Consider the following 22,948-nt stretch of genomic DNA (forward strand, 5'->3'; position numbering starts at 1 on the left):
ATGGACGCCAAACATCAACGACAAGACCTCTACGATGTGGCCATCGTGGGATTTGGCCCAGCGGGCGCCGTCGCCGCGGCGATGCTTGGCGATGCCGGTTTCAACGTCTGGGTTGGCGACCGTCTGCAAGAGGTATACGACATCCCTCGGGCGATCGCGCTGGATCACGAAATCATGCGGATATTCCAGCAGATCGGAATAGTCGATGAGGTGATGCCGCATACGGAGCCTTTTACGCCCTCCGAGTATTACGGTGTCGATCGTCAGCTGATCAAGCGGCTGACCATGATCGATAAGCCGTACCCGCTTGGGTACACGCCTTCCATCGTGTTCACCCAGCCGCCCGTGGAAAAGGCCATCCGCCGCAAGGTGGCCAGCCTCGGCAACGTGACCGTGGAGCTGGGCATCGAAGTGACCTCGGTCGCCCAGGACGCGGAGGCTGCCACGATTTCGGTGAAGCGCCCACAGGGCGACTCCGGTGACATCCGTGCGCGTTACGTGCTCGGCTGCGACGGGGCGCGGAGCCTGGTACGTGACGAGGCCGGCATCCTGCTTGAAGACCTCGACTTCGACGAGCCCTGGCTGGTCGTCGATGTACTGGTCAACGAACAGGGGCTGGCGAAGTTACCCAAGACCAGCGTGCAGTATTGCGATCCGGATCGTCCGTGCACTCTGGTGATCGGTCCAGGCAATCACCGCCGCTGGGAAATTTCTTTGAAGGAAGGCGAGGATCCGTTGCAGGCCGCGACCCCCGAGCGCACGTGGGAGCTGCTGTCTCCCTGGCTCAACCCTGAAGACGGTGAGCTCTGGCGACAGGCCAGTTATCGCTTTCACGCACTGGTGGCTGATCGCTGGCGCGAGGGGCGGATCTTCATCGCCGGCGATGCGGCGCATCAGCAGCCGCCGTTTCTCGGCCAGGGGATGTGCCAGGGCCTGCGCGACGTTGCGAATATCAGCTGGAAGCTGGCAGCCGTGCTCAAGGGCGAAGTCAGCGGCGAGACCGCGCAGGCGTTGCTCGACAGCTATGGCGAAGAGCGCAAGGAACACGTCAGCAACCTGATCAATCGCATCAAGGCCATCGGTTCGGTGATCTGCGAGCGCGACCCTATCAAGGCCCGTCAGCGCGATGCGAAATTGCTGGCCGAGGCTGGCGGTGTCGTCAGGGATTCGCCTCGCCAGGATGTGCTGCCCAAGCTGGCCGGAGGGATGCTGTCGCAGACGCCACACATCGCCGTGGGCACGATTTTCCCGCAGCCGTGGATGAGAAAAAACGGCGAGCGGCTGCGTTTCGATGAGCTGGTGGGCGAGGGCTGGTTGCTTGTCGTCGATCCAGCCATGAGTCAGCCCCGCCTGCCCATGCTCAACGTTGTCACTGTCGGGGCGCACGGTTTGCTCGAAGAAGAAAGCATCCTTTCGCGCTGGATGAACAAAAACGAATGCAGCGCGGTGCTGGTGCGACCGGATCGTTACGTGTTCGGTGCGGCGGACAACGAAGTTGACCTGGCGGGCTTGCTGGCTGAATGGCAGGAACGCATGGGCCAGACCATCGCTACCTCTATCGCCGTCTGACGCGGCGGCGAAAAACACCATCAATCAGCGAGTGGTTTTGTCATGAAGATATCGCTTGAACAGGCAAACCGGATCATCGAGGTCGCCCTGCAACGGGCCGTGGCCGCGGCTTACAAGCCAATGGCCGTGGTCGTGCTGGACGAAAGCGGTCAGGTGGTCAGCCTCCAACGCCAGGACGGCGCGACAGCTTTTCGTACCGACATCGCGACGGGCAAGGCCTGGGCATCCGTGAGCATGGGCGCGTCTTCGCGCGCGTTGTTGCAGAAGGCACAAGCCATGCCGGCGTTTTTCGATGCACTGGCCGTAACTGGGCAAGGCAAGTTCATTCCCCAGACCGGCGCTGTATTGATCAAGGACGAGACCGGCAAAGTCGTGGGCGCCGTCGGCGCGAGTGGCGGCACCGGCGATGAAGACGAAGAAATCTGTATAGCAGGGGTCGAGGCGGCAGGGCTCAGCGCCGGCTGATCCTAGCGTCTAGCACATCCCTCCGTGAGCGGAGCCTGCTGCGCTCTGTTCGGCATTAACCGTGCGCGTTGGCGTGCAGGGAGTTGAGAGTATGCGTCTGATGACGTTCGTTTGGACCGCCTTACTGTTGCTGCTGACCCAGGGCACGGCGAGTGCCGACCAGGAGCAACGCGCCCGTGATCTGCTGCAGCGCGCCGTGGACTACTACCGCGTCCAGGGCGATACCGCCTTTGCCGCGTTCAGCCGCCAGGGCGAGTTCATCGACGGTGAGCACTATGTGTTCGTGGTGGATACCAGCGGCACCATGCTGGCGAGCGGAGGCACGTCCGCAGCCTGGATCGGGCGGGACGTCACCGAAGCGCTCGAACCCGAAGTGCGCAACGGCTTCCGTCAGGCGCTCGCCGGCGCGGAGGGTGAAATACGCTCGGCCGAGTACCGCTGGATGAATGCCAGAGACGGTAAGGTCGAGCGCAAGCGCGTGTTCTTCGAGCGCGTCGGTGATCGCGTGCTGGCTGTAGGCGTGTACCTGCCGAGAGCCACTCCCGAGCAGGCCCGGGCGTTTCTGGACCGCGCGGTCGACGCGATCGAGCAGGAGCCGGAAGCCAGCATCCTGGCGGTCAACAGCCTATCCCCCCGGTTCAATGAAGACGACCTGTACCTCTTCGTCATCGACCTGCGCAGCGGGCGCTACGTAGCGCACGGCTATAACCGACGGCTGCTCGGTGTCGACTTTGCGACCATCAAGGACCCGGACGGCAAGCCGGTGGGCAAGCCGATCCTGGAAATGATGAAAGACCGCTCCGAAGGCGGCTACGGCTATCGCTGGCGCAATCCAGTCACCGGCAAGGTGGAAGACAAGTACGCACTGTTGCGTAAAACCGGTCATCTGCTGGTCGCGACCGGCTACTACCAGAACGCTGAGTGAGGCGGCCAGGACGCTCACTATTCAAGCGAATGAATGCTCGGAGGGAATGCCGTGATTGAAGTCATCGTTTCAAAAAAGTGCTCCGTCGCCGAGGGCATCTGTAGCTTCGAGCTGATTGGCGTCGAAGGTCCGCTGCCAGCGTTCGAGCCCGGCGCCCATATCGATGTGCATGTCGCCCCCGGCGTGATCCGGCAGTACTCGTTGTGTAACGACCCGGCAGAGTCGCATCGCTATGTTATCGGCGTGCTCAACGAGCCGGCGTCGCGCGGCGGGTCGCGCGGCTTGCATGAGGGCATCAAGGTGGGAGACCGGCTCCACATTGGCGAACCGCGCAACCTGTTTGCGCTGGACCCGACTGCGACGCGGCATCTGCTGTTCGCTGGCGGCATCGGCGTGACGCCCATTCTCAGCATGGCCTGGCGGCTGCACGCCATGGGTGCTGAATTCGAGATGCATTACTGCTCACGCTCGAAGACGCATGCGGCCTTCGTGGACGCTATCGAAGCCGCGCCCTTTGCAGATCGCGTTCAGTTTCACTTCGATAACGAGCCCGCTCAGCAAAAGCTCGACGCCAAGGCTGTACTGAGCGAAGCCGCTGCAGGCACACACGTCTACGTCTGCGGGCCGTCCGGGTTCATGGATCATGTATTGGACACCGCACGGCAGCAGGGCTGGGCAGATGGCGTTCTGCATCGTGAGTACTTCGTTGCACCAACGGCAACGGATACAGGTACGGACAAGCCCTTCGAACTGGAACTCAAGCGCTCTGGACTCGTAGTTCAGGTGCCGGCTGAGCTCACCGCTCTTCAGGTCCTGGAAGCGGCGGGGGTGGCGGTGGAAAGCTCCTGCGAGCAGGGCATCTGTGGCGCGTGCCTGACGCCCGTGCTTGAAGGTGAACCTGAACATCGAGACCAGTTCCTCACTGACGCCGAACGCGCTCGCAACGATCAATTCACCCCCTGTTGTTCACGAGCACAGAGCGCCCGACTCGTGCTCGATCTTTGACCACCCGCCATAACAAAAACGTGGAGAAGAACATGACCGTATCGATTGCCGTCCCCAGCGCCGAGGCGCAACCCGTAGAGCCAACCGTGCAGCCGTTTCCGCTTGATCAGTGGTATGTCGCTGCCATGGGGTGGGAGCTCAAGGACAAGCCCATTGGGCGAACCTTGCTGAACAAATCTGTGGTGCTGTTCCGCACCGCCGATGGACAGGCCGCGGCCTTGGAGAACCGTTGTTGCCATCGTGCGCTGCCGCTCTCGGACGGCACGCTTGAGGCGACCGGCATTCGCTGCGGCTATCACGGACTTCTGTTCGATGGGGCAGGGCGCTGCATCGAGATCCCCGGTCAGGACAAGATTCCAAGCAAAGCTATCGTGCCGGCATGGCCTGTTCAGGAGCGCGATCAGATCGTCTGGATCTGGTTCGGCAGTGAGGCGCATCCCCAGCCGACCCACGAACCACCAGCCTACGAGGTTCATACCAACGGTCAGTATCTGTTCGATGGCGACGTCTTTCATTACAACGCGCCCTGGCAGCTGATTCACGACAACCTGATGGACCTCAGCCATCTGGGTTACGTGCATCTGAAAACTATCGGCGGCAATGCCAGCATTCATATGAATGCGAAGATGAAAGTGGAGCAGGAGGGCGACACGGTACGGGTCATTCGCCATATGCCCGGTTCCGTTCCACCTCCGACTTACACCGCTGCTTATCCCTTCAAGGACAAGATCGACCGCTGGCAGGAAATCGAATTCTTCTTCAACCACCTGCGCATCTGGACCGGCGCGGTGGACGAGGGAACCGAATCGCTTGATGACCCAGCACGCGGCGGCTTCCACATGCGCGGTTTCCATGGCATCACGCCTGAGACCGACACCAGCTGCCACTACTTCTGGTCGATGGCGACCAACCCGACGCAAGACCATGAGGCGGTCAAAGCCAAAGTCATCGAGCAAACGGCGTTGACCTTCATGGAGGACAAGGTCGTCATCGAGTCGCAGTACCGCAACATCTGCCAGTTCGATAGCCCACCCATGATAGATATCCATGTCGACATTGGCGCCAATCGCGCTCGCCGCGTCATCGATCGACTTTGCGGCGCCGCTAGATAAATTCTTCAGGCAAGCCGTCGGTTCGGCGGCCTGTGTTCTCCGGCGCCTTCGGCGCCACTGCAACCTTGGCTGACATCGTCGGCTCAAGGCCCCATACACGAGGAAAAATAACAATGACAGGCAATCGTGGAGTGGTATATCTCGGCGCAGGCAAGGTCGAGGTTCAAAGCATCGACTATCCGAAAATGCAGGATCCGCGCGGACGCAAGATCGAACACGGCGTCATCCTGCGCGTCGTTTCCACCAACATCTGCGGCTCGGACCAGCATATGGTTCGCGGTCGCACCACCGCCCAAACCGGTCTCGTATTGGGCCATGAAATCACCGGTGAAGTGATCGAGAAAGGCAACGATGTCGAGAACCTGCAGCTTGGCGACCTGGTCTCGGTGCCGTTCAACGTGGCCTGCGGGCGCTGCCGTTCGTGCAAGGAAATGCATACCGGCGTCTGCCTAACCGTCAACCCGGCCCGCCCGGGCGGTGCCTACGGCTATGTCGACATGGGCGACTGGACCGGCGGCCAGGCCGAGTACGTGCTGGTCCCCTACGCCGACTTCAACCTGCTCAAGCTGCCCAACCGCGACAAGGCGATGGAAAAGATCCGCGACCTGACTTGCCTGTCCGACATCCTGCCCACCGGCTATCACGGCGCGGTGACGGCGGGCGTCGGTCCGGGCAGCACGGTTTACATCGCCGGTGCAGGCCCGGTCGGGCTTGCCGCCGCTGCGTCCGCGCGTCTGCTCGGTGCTGCGGTGGTCATCGTCGGTGACGTCAATCCGGTGCGGTTGCAGCACGCGAAAGCACAGGGTTTCGAGATCGCCGACCTGTCCCAGGACACCCCGCTGCATGAGCAAATCGCCAACCTGTTGGGCGAGCCGGAAGTCGATTGCGCGGTGGATGCGGTGGGCTTCGAAGCCCGCGGTCATGGCCATGCCGGGGTACAGCATGAAGCGCCAGCCACGGTGCTCAACTCATTGATGGGCGTGGTGCGGGTCGCCGGCAAGATCGGAATTCCCGGCCTCTACGTCACCGAGGATCCGGGCGCAGTGGACGCTGCGGCGAAGATGGGCAGCCTGAGTATTCGCTTCGGCCTGGGCTGGGCCAAGTCCCATAGCTTCCATACCGGCCAGACCCCGGTGATGAAGTACAACCGCGCCTTGATGCAGGCGATCATGTGGGACCGCATCAACATTGCCGAAGTGGTCGGCGTGCAGGTGATCAGCCTGGACGAAGCGCCCAAGGGCTACGGCGAGTTCGATGCCGGCGTGCCGAAGAAATTCGTCATCGACCCACACAAGATGTTCAGCGCCGCCTGATCACGAGCGAAGTGCTCCTGCTACGAGCATTGGTTTTATCCGTTACAGCTACTGAATGGATGCGCAGATCTCAAAGATCTGCGCAACTCACAGTGGAGTGTCGATCGTTCGTTGCATAAAAGGAATTTCCTATGTTGGCTCGCGTACTGGGCAACCTGTCTGTAGGGGCCAAGTTGTCCCTCGGTTTCGGTTTGGTGCTGTTGTCGACGCTTGGAGTGGCGGCGACTGCTTTTTATGCCTTGAACACGCTCGAGGCGCGCGGCGAGAAGCTGCGCGACGTGGCGAACATCGAGTCATTGATGTTACGAGCGCGGGTAGCGGAAAAGGTGTTCGGGCTGGAACTGGCGCCGGAAGTGGGCGAGCGGGTCACCCACCTCATCGGCGAGCTGGTCTCGTTATTGGATGGGCATCAGGGCGACGCCGGGCAGGACGATTCCATCGCGGCGGCAAACACCTATCTCACCCAATTCGAGCAGTACGCCCAGGCGCAGCGAGATGCGCGTTCTGCGCGTTTGAGCATGCAGCAAACGGCCCAGGAGCTTGGCAAGAGCTTCACCGTAGTGCTGCTGGATCAACTGGATGCGGTCAACCTGCTCGCCGAACAGGCGCAGCCGGCTGATTCGACGCGCATGCTGCAGCTCGAGCAAGCATCGATGCTGCGTGACAAGCTGGCGAACCTGCGTGACCGGGAGCTCTTTTTCACGCTGGAGGGCAGTTCCCAGGTGCGTAACGACTGGGAAATGCGGATGGCGGAGCTGAATGCCTACATGAAAAACCTGGCAGTGCGGCTCGAAGGCGCCGAGCAGGAATCTCTGACCCAGGCCAGCGCGGCGCTGGGTGACTATCGCGCTGCGTTTGAACGTTTCGCTGCCAGCCGTGCGCAAGCCACCGACAGTCAAACCGCCATGAATGTCGCCGCTGACAAGGTAACCGAACTGCTGGATTCAATGGGCGCCACGCAACTGCAGGCTTCGCAGACGATGAGCCAGCGGGTATCGAGGCTGCTTGCGGTAATTGTGCTGCTGGCCCTCGGCTTTGGCATTGGCGCCAGCGTGTTGATCCGGCATCTGATTCTGCAGCCGCTGCGCCAGGCCGTTGCACTGACCCGCCAAGTGGCATCGGGTGATCTCAGCGCGCGGATCGATGCCTCGGGTAGGCGCGATGAAATGGGTCAGCTGCTCGCCAGCGTCGGCAGCATGCTCGACAGTTTGCGAGGGTTGGTTGGTCGCATCGGCCAGGGTGTCGGGCAGCTGAACCAGGCGGCCGACAATCTGGTGCAGGTCACCGAACGCACCCGCCAGGGCGTCGAGCAACAACGCGAGGAAACAGAACTGGCGGCGACCGCTATGCAGCAGATGACTGCAACCGCACAAGATGTCGCGCGAAACGCCAGTGATACCCGAAAGGCGGTGGTGCAGGCCGACAGTCAGGCGCGAAATGCCGATCACCTGGTACACCAGGCAGCGGCGAAGATCGATCGCCTGGCACACGAAATGGACGGGTGCTCCAATGCGATGGGGCTGCTGCTTAATGAAAGTGCAGCTGTTGGCAAAGTCCTCGACGTCATCAACGCCTTGGCGGAGCAGACCAACCTGCTGGCCCTGAATGCGGCGATCGAAGCGGCACGTGCTGGCGAAAACGGTCGTGGTTTCGCGGTGGTGGCCGACGAGGTGCGCCATCTTGCGCGGCGCACGCAAGCCTCCACCGATGAAATCGCCGCGATTATCCAGCAACTGCGGACGGTCGCCGAGCAAGCCGCTGGACGGCTGCAGGATAGCCAGGCGCTAACCGGCGAAAGCGTCGTGCTTGCCACTCAGGCGTCACAGGCATTGCAAACAATCGCTGCGGGCGTGTCGACCGTTGAACAAATGAGTCGGCAGATCGCCGCGGCTGCCGAGGAGCAGAGCGTGGTGGCTGAGCAGGTCGGCCAGAGTATGGAGCGGGTACGGGCTGTCGCCGAACGGAGTACCGAGGCGAGCGGTTTGCTCGAGAGCTCGGTGCGCGAGCTGGGACACGTCGGCGGGACGCTCAACAAGGCGGTCGGAGATTTCCGAACAGCAAGCTGATGTTGGGCTTGCGGCGAGTCAGCGTCGGGATGCTCGCCTGAACCACCAACCCCTGCGGAGGGCAAACTACTGCCGATTATTCCCGCTGTCGTCTGGCAGCGGGAATAATCGGGACCGGATCACCTAAGGCTAGCCGAGCGCGACTGCGGGGCGGGCGCTCGGTAGCCTGAACATCAGGACGACACAAGCAGCCGCGATAAACACCACGGCGTAGGCCAGGTATAGCTGGTTGGGATGCCAGTTGGCGTCGATCAGGTGGCCCGCGACCAACGGCGAGAGGATCGCACCGATACGACCGATGCCGATGCCCCAGCCTACCCCCGTGGCGCGAACCGAGGCGTCGTAGACCAGCGGAGACGTGGCATAGAGCCCCGCAACGCAGCCATTGGCAAACAAACCGATCAAGGCACCGACGACAAATGCGGCGGTCAGGTTGGAGGTTGTGCCTACGAAGATGGCGAGCAGGATCGCGCTGACGATCATGAACAACGCCAGAATATGGTGCAGTTTGAAGCGTGCCGAGGCCAGCCCCAGCAACGTTGCCCCGAAGATCCCGCCCACGCTCAACAGCACGCCCCCGGTGACGCCTTGTTCAGTGGACAGCCCGGCGGAGACGAGCAGTTTTGGGGTCCAGCTCATGACGAAGTAGAAGCCGAACATCACCAGGAAAAAGGCGAGCCACAGCAACAGCGTGCTGGCGAGCAGATCCGGCGCGAACAACCGCTTGAAGGTGCCGCCAGTAGGCTGAGCGTTTGTGTTGGCGGTCGGCATCGAGCCGAGGGGTGCCTGGCCAAGACGCGCGGCCAGTTTGTTGATGCGCGCCAGGGCGTCAGCCGGACGGCGAGAGATCAGGTAGTCGATGGATTCCGGTAGGCAGACGATCGTCAGCGGAATGGCTGCGAGGGTCGCCAGGCCGCCGAACAGGAACACCGAGCGCCAGCCGAATTGCCCGAGCAGGTAGATGGCAATCATGCCGCCAAAGGTGGCGCCCAAGGCGTAGCCGGTCGACTGAAGGCTCACCGCCAGGCCGCGCCAACGCTTGTTCGCGTATTCGCTGGCGATGACGTTGCTGCTGGCCAGGATGCCACCGATTCCCAGTCCGGTGATCATGCGCAACAGGCCCAGCTGGGTCGGGCTCTGACTGTAGGCCGCGAGAATCATGCTGGTGCCTGATACGGCGAGGCAGAGCAGGATCAAGGGGCGGCGGCCGAATCGATCGGCCCAGGGTGCGATGAACAGCGAGCCTCCAGCCATGCCGAACAATCCGGCACTCAGAAGCATGCCGATCTCCGATCCGCTCAGGCTCCACTCGGCGGAGACCGATGCGGCGGTAAACGCCATCACCAGCACATCGAAGCCATCGATCATGTTCAGCACGATACAGATGCCAATGGCGATCCATTGGAATCGGTTCATCGCACCGGCATCCACGGCGTGACGCAGTTGATTATTCATGGGTTTCTCCGTCAGAGCGGGCAGTCAGGGGAACGACGTGGAGAAACATATGAGGCGGGCGGGTAGGCGAGATAAAGCGCAAGACATGGCATGTCGGTAAAGTCCTCGTAATTATTTTTGTATACGAGTGCTAACGTTTCATTAATGGATCCATTGAGCAATAAGCGCTGGCGATAAGCGTTCGGTAAACGCACAGTTCATTTTGCTCGGGAAACTAGCCATGACGGATTGATGGCGCTGCGCATGTCCCGGTAGCGCGGGGTGATGTTGGAATGCGCACGCATGATCAGTTCGGCCCAAACGCTCTGGCTGCTCGAGTGTACGAAAGGAGGTGCGTACAGCCAGGCGGAATACGCCGAGGCTATACGCTTGCGGGCCTAGACAAGGTGTTGTTTAGCGGGAACTCTCCGGACGCGAACATTTTAAGCAGGGTGATCATGCCGGCCGGATTTGCTCCTGGTATGACGTCTGTCGTACCGCAGAATGGGTCGCGCGCTATCTCAGTCGCTGTGTACCGGTTGTCCGTGGGCAAGGCGAAAGGTAGTTGACGGATGCGTTTTTCTTGGAGCCTAATTGGATCCAATACAAATACAACAAACGCCCATAGGAGGCCGTGATGTTTCCCAAGAATGCCTGGTATGTCGCCTGCACCCCCGATGAAATAGACGCCAAACCGCTCGGACGGATGATCTGTGGCGAGCGGATCGTTTTCTACCGAGGCCATGAAGGTCGAGTCGCAGCGGTCGAGGATTTCTGCCCCCACCGTGGCGCGCCCTTGTCGCTGGGGTATGTCGATGACGGCAATCTGGTTTGCGGTTATCACGGGCTGGTCATGGGGTGCGACGGCGCCACCATCTCGATGCCCGGCCAGCGGGTGCGTGGCTTCCCTTGCAACAAGCGCTACGCAGTCGAGGAACGCTACGGCTTCATTTGGGTCTGGCCAGGTGATTTCGAAAAAGCCGACCCCGCCACCATTCATCACCTCGAGTGGGCCGAAAACCCCGAGTGGGCCTATGGCGGCGGGTTGTTCCACATCGGCTGCGATTACCGGCTGATGATCGACAATCTCATGGATCTCACTCACGAAACTTACGTCCATGCGTCGAGCATCGGGCAGAAGGAAATCGACGAGGCCGCACCGAAGACAACGGTCGAGGGCGATACCGTTACCACTGCGCGACACATGGAAAACATCATGGCGCCGCCGTTCTGGCAAATGGCGCTGCGCGGTAACAACCTGGCCGACAATGTGCCGGTGGATCGCTGGCAGATCTGCCGCTTCAGCCCGCCGAGCCATGTGCTGATCGAGGTTGGCGTCGCCCACGCGGGCAATGGTGGCTATGACGCGGATCCGCAGTACAAGGCGTCGAGCATCGTGGTGGACTTCATCACGCCGGAAACCGAGACGTCCATCTGGTATTTCTGGGGCATGGCGCGCAACTTCAATCCGCAAGACAGGGCGCTGACCGACTCGATCCGAGAAGGGCAGGGCAAGATCTTCTCGGAAGACCTGGAGATGCTCGAGCGGCAGCAGCGAAACCTCCTGGCCTATCCGGATCGCAAAGTGCTCAAGCTCAATATCGATGCTGGCGGCGTGCAGGCGCGCAAGATTCTGGAGCGACTGATCGCCGAGGAGTCCGGCCCCGCCGCTGTGCCGGTCAAGGTCATGGGCGGAGGTGCGGCATGATTACCGTCAAGGTCGCTGCATGTCGGCAGGAAGCGTTGGATATTCTCTCGTTCGAATTGATTCGCGCTGATGGCGCGCCGCTACCGGCCTTCAGCGCGGGCTCACATATCGATGTGCATTTGCCGGACGGGCTGGTTCGTCAGTACTCGCTGTGCAACCACCCGCAGGAGTCTCATCGCTACCAGATCGGTGTGCTGAAGGATCCCGTATCACGCGGCGGATCCATCGCCATGCATGGGCTGACCGAAGGCGCGGAGTTGCAGATCAGCGAACCACGCAACCTGTTCCCGCTCGCTCACGAAGCCAAGCGAAGCCTGCTGTTTGCCGGAGGCATCGGTATCACGCCCATCCTCTGCATGGCCGAGCGCTTGGCGCATATGGGCGCGGATTTCGAACTGCACTACTGTGCGCGATCCGCCGAGCGGGCTGCGTTCGTGGAGCGGATACGGCAGTCGGCCTTCGGTGATCGGGTGCAGTTGCACTTTGATGATGGTGGTGAGCCGCTCGACGCGCCAACAGTGCTGGCGGCGCCTGAAGAGGGTACGCATCTCTATGTCTGTGGCCCCGGTGGCTTCATGGAACATGTCCTGAGCACCGCAAGAGCGCAGGGCTGGAACGAGGCGAACCTGCATCGCGAGTATTTCAGCGCGGCGCCCACCGCGCAGGCAGATGACGGCAGCTTCGAAGTTCAGCTGAGCAGCAGCGGGCAAGTGCTACAGGTGCCAGCCGACCAGACCGTCGCCCAGGTGCTGGAAGCGGCGGGCGTCATCGTGCCGCTGTCTTGCGAGCAGGGCATCTGCGGCACCTGCCTGACTCGTGTGTTGGAGGGTGAGCCGGATCATCGTGACCTGTTCATGACCGAAGCCGAGCAAGCGGCTAACGACCAGTTCACGCCCTGCTGCTCGCGCGCGAAAAGTGCTCGGCTGGTGTTAGATCTCTGATTATCGTGGCTTGCCTGCCGCATCAGGGGCGATCTCAACATGCGGCTCCGTCTTTATCGCGAACGTCTTAAGTCAAGACATCAGACCGACGGCCTGGTTTTCTGCAGCGCCTATGGAAGACCAGGAACCGCCCGAGAATGATCTGAGCTACAGGCCCGCGTCCTGCAGCGAGGATCGCGTGTCTTTGCATTGTTCACCTAGGGGTCAGCGACGCAGAGCATGAACGAGCCGGTGGATTCATCGAGGTCACGCCTCTTGGATCTACCGCATCGTATAGGCGCTCAATGCGAACGTCCTGCAGGCGAGGGCGGATTAGACATGCGCCTGGGATCGCCACCTGAATCCACTACCATCCATGCAATATTTTTGTGGCGCTAGGCTGAGCGTTTGCCTGTCACGTTTCCGGCTGGACTGGCCATGCCTTGGCAGCTTCCTCTGGGCCTTCTACGCCCCCTGCCGAGCCAGCGTCCCGTCGCCGTCTCGTTTCGCACTGACGGCCTTGTCTTAAAAATTGCCCGTTCCTTTATATGAGCCTGGCAGGCAGAGCCCTATGCTGTGAAAAACGGCATTCGGAAAGCAGACGGCCCTGTATGGATGTCAGGCCGAATTTGCCAAGTTGATGTTACAAACAAATGTGGCGAGAACCAGAAAAGAACGGAATGCACTTAATTGTTGCATTTTTTGAAAGTGGTTCGACTGTGCATGCCAGTAAAGAAGTAGTTTCGACTATTTAGTCAGGATTAATGAAATGGCGTTTAAAAGAACAATACATGCAGTCGACACCCATGCTGGTACGCCGATGCGTGTCATCACCGGCGGTGTTCCACATATTCCTGGTAATAGCGTCTTCGAAAAGATGAAGTGGCTGGAAGCCAATGATGATCAGCTGCGCAAGTTGATGCTTCGCGAGCCTCGTGGTTATCCCGCTCATTGTTGCAACATCATCGTTCCGCCGAGCCATCCCGAGGCGGATGCCGGTTATATCATCATGGAGCAGATCGAATATCCGGTGATGTCGGGCGGTAACACTATTTCCGTGGTCACGGTACTGCTGGAGATGGGGATGCTGCCGATGAAGGAGCCCGTAACTGAATTAGTGCTCGAAGCGCCCGCTGGATTAATTCGCATCAAGGCAGAATGCAAAAATGGAAAGGTCAAAGGCGTGACCTTCACCAACGTGCCCGCATTCGCTGCTCACCTAGACGCCGTGATCGACGTTCCTCATTTGGGAAAAGTGACAGTCGACGTCGGCTGGGGTGGCATGTTCTACGTGATCGCGGACGTCCGCCAGTTCAAAGGCCTGGAGTTGATCCCCGAGCACGGCTCCGAAATTGCGCGCGTGTCGTCGATGATTCGCGAAGCCGCGATTGAGCAACTTCCGGTGGCTCATCCCAACTACCCAGGTATCGGCATCACCATTTCGCAATTGTCAGGTCCGACTGACGATCCCAAAGCGGACTGGAAAAACACAGTAACCATGGCGACCGGCGATTTTTCCTGGGATGACCCGAAAACCTGGACGGGCGCGCTGGATCGTTGCCCTTGTGGTACGGGCACCAGTGCCAAGATGGCCACATTGCATGCCAAGGGCGAGTTGCCACTGAATCAGGATTTCCGACATCAAGGCATCGTCGGGAATATCTACACCGGGCGACTGATAGACGAGACCTCAATCGGTGATTTCAAGGCCGTGATTCCGACCGTGACGGGAACGAGTTGGATCTACGGGCTGAACACCTTCGTGCTGGATCATGACGACCCCTTCACCGAAGGATTCACGGTCGGAGATATCTGGGCCTGAGCGCCTTTCGCGGACTGAGCAGAGTGCTCTGGTCGCAAACGGAACAACCACTAGACGCGGGGCACCTCAATGCAGTTTCTATCCGCTGAACGCATTAGCTCTTTGCTTGACTGGGACAGTGTTCTGGGTGCTTTGCAAGCTGCACATCTGGGTCCGCGCCCGGTGGGAGATAGCTTTTTCATAGGAGATGCCGACTACGGAATGCTCAGTCGCGGAGTGATCCTCCCTGGCTTGGGCGCGGGCCTCAAGCTGGCGTCGATGTGCCCTGCGAACAGCCATGCGAATCCGCCTCGGCCCGTTGAAGACGCTGCGTTTATCGTAATAGACGAAAAGACAAAGACCATCGAAGCAATCCTGGACGGCCCGGAGATAACCCGATGGAAAACGGCAGCCGATTCAGCGCTGGCCGCGACGAAACTTAGCCGTGAAGACAGCGCCGTGTTGCTGGTACTGGGTGCTGGGCCTGTCGCTAAAGCGCTCGTCGAGGCCTATCTCTTTATTCGGCCCTCTATCCAAGAGGTCCTGCTTTGGAATCGCACAGCTTCCAAGCTAGACAGTGTTCGTCAAGAACTTCTGGCGAAAGGCGTGAACGCGACCATCATGGAAGACCTGAATGCCGCAACGCTGAAAGCGGACATCATCGCCTCAGCAACCAGTACAAGCACGCCGCTGATCTGTGCGGAATTCGTCCGTAAAGGTACCCACGTCGATTTGATAGGGGGCTATCGCTCAGATATGCAGGAAGCCGAGAGCGCGCTTTTAGGTTCCGCCAGAATATTCGTCGACGACAGGGAAACTTCTGCTGCCTCGGGTGATATTCAGCTTCCTCTAATGCAAGGCTTTATAGCTGAAGCTCAGATTGAAGGGGATTTATACGACCTTTGTCAGGGTAATTATTCCGGTAGATCTGCGAGCGACCTGACCGTGTATAAAAACGCTGGTGGTGCACATTTGGATTTAATCGTAAGTCAGCTCGCCATTCAGAAAGCCAGAGACTGGCGTTAAGCCTGCGTGATGAATAGTCAGTTGAATTCGAACCTAATGAGAGGAATGGTCGTTCAAATAATGCGTTAAGTTTCGGCGAAAAATCATGCTGATTGAGTAGCACAAAAAAGGCAGGAGAATAAGATGATAACTCTAAAAAACAAACTTATTAATACCACTAAGGCTTTTGCTCTTTCGACCGTCGTTGCGTTGGCGGGCGTGATGAACGTGTCTGCCAGTCAGGATTCACATAAATTCAATCTCGCACTTGAATCAGGCGACAAAGATTCCGCTGCGGGGCATTCGATGCAGTTGTGGGCCGATTTGATCAAAAAGAGCTCAGACGGTCGTATGAAGGTCAATATCTTTTATCAAGGTGAGCTTGGCGGACAGCAAGAGCTGTTCGATCAGTTGGTGAAAGGTAACATCGACATGATGCTCAGCTGGCCCCAGACGTCTTACGATGAGCGCATTGCCGTCAATTTTATTCCCTACCTCACGATCGGGTGGGAAGACGCCTTGAAAGCCTACGGTGACAATGGCTGGCTTAAACAAATCATCGAGCCCATCTTTACTGACATCGGCCTGAAATATTTCGGCCCATATCCCGAAGGCTTTGGGGGTATCGCGACGAAAGCGCGTTATGCAACCACCTTTGAAGGTGCGCAGGGCATCAAGGTCCGTTCTCAACCGGTATTCCCGATTCCTCAGACGGTAAAAGCCATGGGGTTTCAAGCCGTCCCAATTGATTGGGCAGAAGTGTATACCTCCATCCAGACCGGCGTGGTCGATGGTGATTCGAGCAACGTTATTTATTGGGATTACCAGTATTTCCGCGATCAGCTGAACTACTTCGTACACTCCAAGCATAACTTCTCAGCTTGGGCGCTTTTGATGAACGATGAAAAGTGGAGCGAGCTTGACGCGGAAGATCAAAAGATAATTGCTGACGCGGCAAAGCAGGTTATTGATAAGCAATTTGCGGATGCTAAGGCGGAAGACGACAAGTGGATCGCTGCAGCCCAGAAGGACGGTATGAAATATATCGAGCCTACAACCGAGGAGATGGCAGCTTGGGTTGAGCGTGTTCGCAAAAATGTTTGGCCGGAAATTGAAAAATCCCTGGGTGCCGAAGTCATGGAAAAAATTCGTGCTAACGCATCCGTGCCTCAATGAGGTGCTATTGGTAGCGCAGGCAATCAGGGTTAACTCCTGAGCGTCGTTTTCATCTCTGCATACCCAGGCCAAAAAAATGAAAAAGATTTTATATTTGATGGGGCAGATCGACCGCACGTTGATGTTCGTCATCAAGCCTGTTGTTGCGATCCTGAGTGTTTTCGTAGCGGTACTACTCGTAGTTGGGATTTTCACCCGTTCGGTCCTGGAGAAACCTGTCTTCGGGCTTGAAGAGTTGGTGCTTCTGGCTGCAATGTGGCTTTACATGTTCGGCGCAGCGATTGCCTCTCGTGATAGATCACATCTCAGCGCAGATTTCGTACAGGTTGTTTGCTCAAATAAATCTGTGGTGCGCTTCTTTCACCTGCTGGCGACTGTAATCTCGCTGATCATGGCGATCCTGTTTGCCCGGTGGAGTTTTGATTTGATGTCGTGGTCGCTGTCGAAAGTCCAGACCAGCACCGTATTAAAAATTCCATGGTATGTCTCTCAGAGCAGCTTGTTCTTTGGAAGTGTGCTGTTCATTTTCTATCTCCTCCGCGACTTTTTGAATGATCTCGCCAGTTTTCAAAGTCGTCATGAAATCCATAACTAACAGGATCAGATCATGGGAGCTGTAATCGCAATAATTGCAGTAGTCGTGTTGATGATGATTGGTGTACCAGTCGTCTTTTCATTCGCGGCGATGACGCTGGTCCTCTCGTTCGTTTACGAGGTGGATATTTCATCGCTGATGACCACCGGATTCTGGTCAGTAAACTCGGTGATTCTACTGGCCCTCCCGCTGTTCGTAATGACCGGCTATTTGATGCAGGCTGGCGGTATTGCCGCACGGCTTGTTTCATTCGTCGAGGCCTTGGTGGGCAAGTCACGAGTGGGTATGGGCTCTTCCATGGTCGTTGCATGCGGCGTCTTCGGTGCGATTTCCGGGACGGCTTCCGCTGCGGTCGCCTCCATTGGCACGATCATGATCGGCCCCATGGAAAAGCATGGTTACTCTCGGGAATATACAAGCGCACTCCTTGGTATTTCTTCGCTACTTGGGCTGCTTATACCACCCAGCATCACGATGATTCTCTATGCTGTGGTGACCAGACAGTCCGTGGCGGCGTGCTTCCTTGCCACCATCGGCCCGGGAATATTGCTGATCATTATGCTCTGTACGCTGAACTGGCTAAAAATGCGTAAGCATCCAGATCCTGCGGCCGAGCGGATGAACTTTCGTCGTCGGGTTGAATTGGTCAGCGACAATATCTGGAAGGCTTTTCCGGCCTTGATGCTGCCTGTGATCATTCTCGGTGGTATTTATGGCGGTATTTTTACGCCCACCGAAGCAGCAGCCGTCGCGGTAGTTTATTCCATCCCGGTGGGTTGGTTTATATATCGGGAACTCAACGTCAGGAAGATTGCCCGCTGCATGGTGGAAGCGGCAGCCACCACGGGCGTCATAATGGTAATCCTGCTTTTCTCGTTTGTGGCTAGTCGGATTTTTACGCTTGAACGCGTTCCGCAGGAGTTGACGGAAGTCCTGATGACAATATTTCAGAATAAGCTTCTTATTCTGTTGGTCGTCAATATATTCCTCATTCTGCTAGGGATGATCATGGACGACGTTAGCGTGGTTGCGATCATCAGTCCGCTCTTGCTCCCCGTAATGGTCAGTATCGGTGTACACCCCGTGCATTTCGCTGCCATTGTCGGTACCAGCGTTGTGATCGGTTGTAACAGCCCGCCAATGGCGCCGATTCTATTCATGTCATGCCGGATTGGTAATGTGGGAATCACCAAGGTTATGCGGCCGGCATTGGGCTTTATGGCGTTTGCCGCGTTGCCGGTGATGCTGGTAACGACTTATTGGTCACCATTGGCACTCTATCTACCGACGTTCTTTGGTTACATTGAATAAGCTTCCCGAATTTATGACAGGGCTATAGAGCCCTGTTCCGAGAAGGGAAACGCTTAGCTCCAAACTCGATGAGGTAGGCATTGCCGACCTTACTTTGCATTAGCGTTTTGTACAGTGCTCTTCGTGAGCCAAGTTGCGGGTAAGCGCCGCTAAGCTGGCTCTTCCGTAAGTACAAAACGATAGTCAAATATCGGCCTTTTCAAGCAACGGCTGTGTATGTGCATCCCACTGCCGCTCGTCGCGCTTGTATTTCGCCGTGTACATATGTCACGACAGTCCGAATGCGCGGGCTGCGTATTTAAATTAATAAACAAACCGCTTCGGCAATACAGGCCTCCCTAAGCGGTGAACTGACCTGGAGAAGAACCATGAAATTCGAAGGAATCTATACCCCGGCAATTACTCCGCTGACGGCTGATGGCGCAATCGACACGGCGGCATTCGGCGAAGTGCTGGAATACCTGATTGAGCAGAAAGTGCACGGCATCATCATTGGTGGGTCCACGGGCGAGTACTACGCGCATACATCCCAGGAGCGTATCGATCTGGCTGCACGCGCCAAGGAAGTCATCAACGGCCGTCTACCTTTAGTGGTCGGCACCGGCGCGATCCGTACGGAAGATTCGATTGCCTATGCCGAAGCGGCCCGCGCGATCAAGGCTGACGCCATTCTCGTGGGCTCTCCGCCTTACGCATTGCCAACGCAGCAGGAAAACGCCGAGCACGTCCTGGCGGTCGATCGTGCCGCGGATCTGCCGATCATGCTTTACAACTATCCCGCTCGCATGGGCGTGGCGATGGGCGACGAATTCTTTGAAGCGGTTAGCGGCTGCAAAAACATCGTGGCGATCAAGGAGAGCTCCGGTGATATGAACCGCGTACATCGCCTGGCTTGCGATTACCCGCAGATCGCGCTGTCGTGTGGCTGGGATGACCAGGCGCTCGAATTCTTCGCCTGGGGTGCGCGTAGTTGGGTCTGCGCGGGCTCGAATTTCATTCCTCGCGAGCACGTCGCGCTCTACGAGGCCTGCGTGATCGAACAGGATTTCGCCAAGGGTCGCCGAATCATGGCGGAAATGATGCCGCTGATGGATTTCCTGGAGGGCGGCAAGTTCGTCCAGTCAATCAAGTACGGCAGCGAACTCGCTGGGCTGCGCAGCGGTGGCGTGCGGGCACCGCTCAAAGGCCTGAGCGAGGCGGAAAAAGAGACGCTCAAAGGCGTCGTCACTACGATGAAGCGGAACATCGCCTCAATCACCGAGGGTGTCTGAAATGGCCGAGCTCCTGTCCAAAGCCGATTATGCGGCCCTCGCCGCCAAGCTCGAGTTCCGTACCCAGGCGTTCATCGATGGGCAGTTTCGTGACGCGCTTTCGGGAAACACCTTCACCACCACCAACCCGGCCACCGGGGCCGTGCTAGCCGAAGTCGCTGCCTGTGACGAGCGCGATGTCGACGTGGCGGTCGCTGCCGCCAAAGCCGCGTTCGAGGATGGCCGCTGGCATTCGCTGGCGCCAGGCGAACGTAAATCGGTCCTGCTGCGTTTTGCCCAACTGTTGGAAGATAACGCCCATGAGCTGGCTGTCCTGGAGGCGCTGGACAGTGGCAAGCCAATTCGTGAATGTCAGAACACCGACGTCCCAGAGACGATCCATACGCTGCGCTGGCATGCCGAACTGATCGACAAGATCTACGACAGCACCGCCCCGGTCGGTTCAGCGGCAATGACCATGGTGGTCCGCGAGCCTATCGGCGTCGTTGGCCTTGTATTGCCATGGAATTTTCCGTTGCTCATGCTGGCATGGAAGATCGGCCCCTCGCTGGCCGCGGGCTGCTCCATCGTGGTCAAGCCGGCCAAGGAAACGACGCTCAGCGCGCTCCGGGTTGCAGAGCTCGCGCAGCAGGCTGGTCTTCCGGCCGGCGTGTTCAACGTCGTCCCCGGGGGCGGTAAACAGGTGGGCGAACCGATTGGCTGCCATCCGGATGTTGCCATGGTCAGCTTCACCGGCTCGACCGACACCGGCCGGTTATTCTTGAAATACGCCGCGGACTCCAACCTCAAGCGAGTAGTGCTCGAATGTGGCGGCAAGAATCCCGCGGTCGTGATGAACGATGTCGAGGACCTGGATCAGGTCGCGCAGCACGTGGTCAATGGCGCGTTCTGGAACATGGGCGAGAACTGCTCGGCCTCGTCGCGGCTGATCGTTCATGCTGACATCAAGGACGAGTTGCTCAAGCGGGTGGGCGTCTACACGCGCGAATGGAAAATGGGCGACCCGCTGGATCCGGAAAACCGCCTCGGCTCGATGGTCAGCAAAACGCACTTCGAGAAGGTTCGTTCCTATATCGAGCACGCCGCCAGCGAAAACATGGACGTGCTCTTCGGCGGTGACACCGACCAGGGTATTTTCATCGAACCCACAGTGGTTGACGGAGTAGGGCGGGACAATCGATTGTTCCGGGAAGAGATCTTCGGCCCGGTGCTTACGGTTACCACGTTCACGGATATCGATGAGGCGATTCGCCTGGCTAACGACACGGTATATGGTCTGGCCGCTTCGGCTTATACCGGAAGCCTGCGCAACGCGCTGAGGCTGTCGCGTGAGATCCGCGCCGGCATCGTAACCGTCAACTGCTTCGGTGAAGGCGATGCCTCGACACCTTTCGGTGGTTACAAGGAGTCCGGATTTGGCGGGCGCGACAAGTCAATCTGGGCACACGATCAATACACCGAGCTCAAAACGATCTGGATAGATGCGTCTTGATGCTTCGCCCAGCCTGGTAACAGGGCATTGCAATACCCGGCCGCCGCGCTCGCCGGCGGCGGCCACATTCTGATTCACGAACGGCCAGCGGGAGTCCTTGGCGAGCAGCGTCATGCCGTGACGCGAGCACCGGTTCGTGCTGATCATGGTTGCAGTCATGATTTGCGCGGGGAGCAAAGTCGGCTGAAGCCTTACCCGCTTTAATAAACGGTGAGTTGCTGCAGGCCAGACTCCCAAAGCGTTTCGTTGACCTGGGAAGCAAAAGAAGGCCGCTGCTGACCTGAGCCAGCAGCGGCTTATCGTCATTCAATACCCATGCAGAGGTATTTGATTTCCAGGTAGTCCTCGATGCCGTAGCGCGAGCCTTCGCGCCCCAGACCGGACGCCTTGACGCCGCCAAAGGGCGCTTCGGCAGTCGAGATCAACCCGGTATTGATTCCCACCATGCCGTACTCCAGCGCCTCGGCCACTCGGAACACCCGGCCCAGATCTCGGGCGTAGAAATACGACGCCAACCCGAATTCGGTGTCGTTGGACAGCGCAATCACCTCGGCTTCGTCCTTGAAGCGGAACAGCGGCGCCAGCGGGCCGAAGGTCTCTTCCCTCGCTACGGCGGCGTTTCGGGGCACATCGACGAGGATGGTCGGTTCGAAGAAGCTGCCACCCAGCGCGTGCGGCTTGCCGCCGAAGGCGACTCGGGCGCCCTTGCTCACCGCGTCTTCGATGTGTTCCTGGACCTTGGCGACGGCCTTGTCATCGATCAGCGGGCCGGTAGTGGTGCCGTCGTCCAGGCCGTTGCCGATCTTCAGCCGGGCCACGGCGGCAGTGAGCTTTTCGACGAAGGTGTCGTACACGCCATCCTGAACGTACAAGCGGTTGGCGCACACGCAGGTCTGACCGTTGTTGCGGTACTTGGAAATCAGCGCGCCCTCGACAGCGGCGTCCAGGTCGGCATCGTCAAAGACGATGAAAGGCGCGTTGCCGCCCAATTCCAGCGAGACCTTCTTGATGTCGTGCGCGCATTCGGCCATCAACTGCCGGCCGATTTCGGTGGAGCCAGTGAAGGTCAGTTTGCGCACGATGGGGTTGCTGGTCAGCTCACCGCCAACGTCACCTGCGCTACCGGTAACGACGCTAAACACGCCTTTCGGAATGCCGGCGCGCTCGGCCAGTTCGGCCAGTGCCAGGGCGGAGAAAGGCGTTTGCGACGCCGGCTTGAGCACCATGGTGCAGCCTGCGGCCAGGGCCGGGCCGACCTTGCGCGTGATCATCGCGGTGGGGAAGTTCCACGGCGTGATGGCGGCGGTCACGCCGATTGGCTGCTTGATCACCAGCAGGCGCTTATCCGGCTGATGGCCCGGAATCACGTCGCCGTAGACGCGCTTGGCTTCTTCGGCGAACCATTCGAGGAAGGAGGCGGCGTAAACGATTTCGCCTCGGGATTCGGTGAGCGGCTTGCCCTGTTCTCGGGTCATCAGCCGGGCCAGGTCCTCCTGGTTTTCCAGCATCAGTTCATACCAGCGACGCAGCCTGGCGGAGCGCTCCTTGGCCGTCAGCGCGCGCCAGGCGGGCAGGGCCTTGTCGGCCGCTTCGATGGCGCGGCGGGTTTCGGCAGCGCCCATCTTCGGCACATGGCCAATGATCTCGCCGGTGGCGGGGTTGTTGACCTTGATGCTCTGGCCGTTATCGGCGTCCAGCCAAGTACCGTCGACATAGGCTTGCTGGCGAAAAAGCGTGGAATCGTTGAGTTGCATGAGGATCCCTCAAAAGTGATGAGCGC

At 58.8% G+C, this 22,948-nt stretch carries 18 protein-coding genes; 16 read left to right on the top strand and 2 right to left on the bottom strand.

Annotated elements, in window-relative coordinates:
* The 7 genes from CH92_RS04225 (at position 1) to CH92_RS04255 (ending at position 8,455) form a co-directional block, all read left to right on the top strand.
* Positions 1-1,569 carry a bifunctional 3-(3-hydroxy-phenyl)propionate/3-hydroxycinnamic acid hydroxylase gene (locus CH92_RS04225; protein WP_025240531.1) on the top strand — a complete coding sequence of 523 codons (1,569 nt, stop codon included), beginning with the start codon at positions 1-3 and terminating at the stop codon, positions 1,567-1,569.
* A gap of 42 nt (positions 1,570-1,611) precedes the next feature.
* Positions 1,612-2,034, top strand: coding sequence for a GlcG/HbpS family heme-binding protein (locus CH92_RS04230; protein ID WP_025240532.1), 423 nt, complete (start codon positions 1,612-1,614; stop codon positions 2,032-2,034).
* 91 nt (positions 2,035-2,125) lie between these two features.
* The gene (locus CH92_RS04235) at positions 2,126-2,959 is read left to right on the top strand and encodes a cache domain-containing protein (protein ID WP_025240533.1); all 834 of its coding nucleotides are present in this window, start codon (positions 2,126-2,128) and stop codon (positions 2,957-2,959) included.
* Between the two features lie 51 nt (positions 2,960-3,010).
* Positions 3,011-3,964 (top strand): PDR/VanB family oxidoreductase, encoded by a 954-nt coding sequence (locus tag CH92_RS04240; RefSeq protein ID WP_025240534.1) that lies wholly within the window; start codon positions 3,011-3,013, stop codon positions 3,962-3,964.
* 32 nt (positions 3,965-3,996) lie between these two features.
* A complete protein-coding gene (locus CH92_RS04245; RefSeq protein WP_025240535.1) occupies positions 3,997-5,076 on the top strand; it encodes an aromatic ring-hydroxylating dioxygenase subunit alpha in 1,080 nt (359 codons plus the stop codon).
* 113 nt (positions 5,077-5,189) lie between these two features.
* Positions 5,190-6,389, top strand: a complete 1,200-nt coding sequence (gene fdhA / locus CH92_RS04250; protein WP_025240536.1) for a formaldehyde dehydrogenase, glutathione-independent — start codon at positions 5,190-5,192, stop codon at positions 6,387-6,389.
* 131 nt (positions 6,390-6,520) lie between these two features.
* Positions 6,521-8,455 (top strand): methyl-accepting chemotaxis protein, encoded by a 1,935-nt coding sequence (locus CH92_RS04255; RefSeq protein WP_025240537.1) that lies wholly within the window; start codon positions 6,521-6,523, stop codon positions 8,453-8,455.
* A 129-nt stretch (positions 8,456-8,584) separates the two neighbouring features.
* On the opposite strand, the gene CH92_RS04260 is transcribed toward CH92_RS04255, so the two are convergent.
* Positions 8,585-9,910: an MFS transporter gene (locus CH92_RS04260; RefSeq protein ID WP_025240538.1), complete on the bottom strand. Its 1,326-nt coding sequence runs from the start codon at positions 9,908-9,910 to the stop codon at positions 8,585-8,587.
* A gap of 616 nt (positions 9,911-10,526) precedes the next feature.
* Here CH92_RS04260 and CH92_RS04265 point away from each other — a divergent pair.
* From CH92_RS04265 to CH92_RS04305, 9 genes are all read left to right on the top strand, one after another.
* Positions 10,527-11,597 carry an aromatic ring-hydroxylating oxygenase subunit alpha gene (locus CH92_RS04265; RefSeq protein WP_025240539.1) on the top strand — a complete coding sequence of 357 codons (1,071 nt, stop codon included), beginning with the start codon at positions 10,527-10,529 and terminating at the stop codon, positions 11,595-11,597.
* Positions 11,594-12,538: a PDR/VanB family oxidoreductase gene (locus CH92_RS04270; RefSeq protein ID WP_025240540.1), complete on the top strand. Its 945-nt coding sequence runs from the start codon at positions 11,594-11,596 to the stop codon at positions 12,536-12,538. The genes CH92_RS04265 and CH92_RS04270 overlap by 4 nt, the downstream gene beginning before the upstream one ends.
* A gap of 799 nt (positions 12,539-13,337) precedes the next feature.
* Complete coding sequence (locus CH92_RS04275) at positions 13,338-14,339, top strand: proline racemase family protein (RefSeq protein ID WP_235206193.1); 1,002 nt, start codon at positions 13,338-13,340, stop codon at positions 14,337-14,339.
* A 69-nt stretch (positions 14,340-14,408) separates the two neighbouring features.
* On the top strand, positions 14,409-15,344 hold the full coding sequence (locus CH92_RS04280) for an ornithine cyclodeaminase family protein (RefSeq protein WP_025240542.1): 936 nt from the start codon (positions 14,409-14,411) through the stop codon (positions 15,342-15,344).
* Positions 15,345-15,467: 123 nt separating this feature from the next.
* Positions 15,468-16,499 carry a TRAP transporter substrate-binding protein DctP gene (dctP, locus tag CH92_RS04285; protein WP_200869641.1) on the top strand — a complete coding sequence of 344 codons (1,032 nt, stop codon included), beginning with the start codon at positions 15,468-15,470 and terminating at the stop codon, positions 16,497-16,499.
* A 76-nt stretch (positions 16,500-16,575) separates the two neighbouring features.
* Entirely contained in the window at positions 16,576-17,094 is a 519-nt protein-coding gene (locus tag CH92_RS04290) for a TRAP transporter small permease (protein ID WP_025240544.1), read from the top strand.
* Between the two features lie 12 nt (positions 17,095-17,106).
* A complete protein-coding gene (locus CH92_RS04295) occupies positions 17,107-18,405 on the top strand; it encodes a TRAP transporter large permease (protein WP_025240545.1) in 1,299 nt (432 codons plus the stop codon).
* Between the two features lie 368 nt (positions 18,406-18,773).
* Positions 18,774-19,676: a dihydrodipicolinate synthase family protein gene (locus tag CH92_RS04300; protein WP_025240546.1), complete on the top strand. Its 903-nt coding sequence runs from the start codon at positions 18,774-18,776 to the stop codon at positions 19,674-19,676.
* Between the two features lies 1 nt (position 19,677).
* A complete protein-coding gene (locus CH92_RS04305; protein WP_025240547.1) occupies positions 19,678-21,168 on the top strand; it encodes an aldehyde dehydrogenase in 1,491 nt (496 codons plus the stop codon).
* Between the two features lie 302 nt (positions 21,169-21,470).
* Here the strand turns inward: CH92_RS04305 and gabD are convergent, their stop codons facing one another.
* The gene (gene gabD, locus CH92_RS04310) at positions 21,471-22,922 is read right to left on the bottom strand and encodes an NADP-dependent succinate-semialdehyde dehydrogenase (RefSeq protein ID WP_025240548.1); all 1,452 of its coding nucleotides are present in this window, start codon (positions 22,920-22,922) and stop codon (positions 21,471-21,473) included.
* Positions 22,923-22,948 lie beyond the last annotated feature (26 nt).

The organism is Stutzerimonas stutzeri (assembly GCF_000590475.1).
GTDB classification, from domain to species: Bacteria; Pseudomonadota; Gammaproteobacteria; order Pseudomonadales; family Pseudomonadaceae; genus Stutzerimonas; species Stutzerimonas stutzeri_D.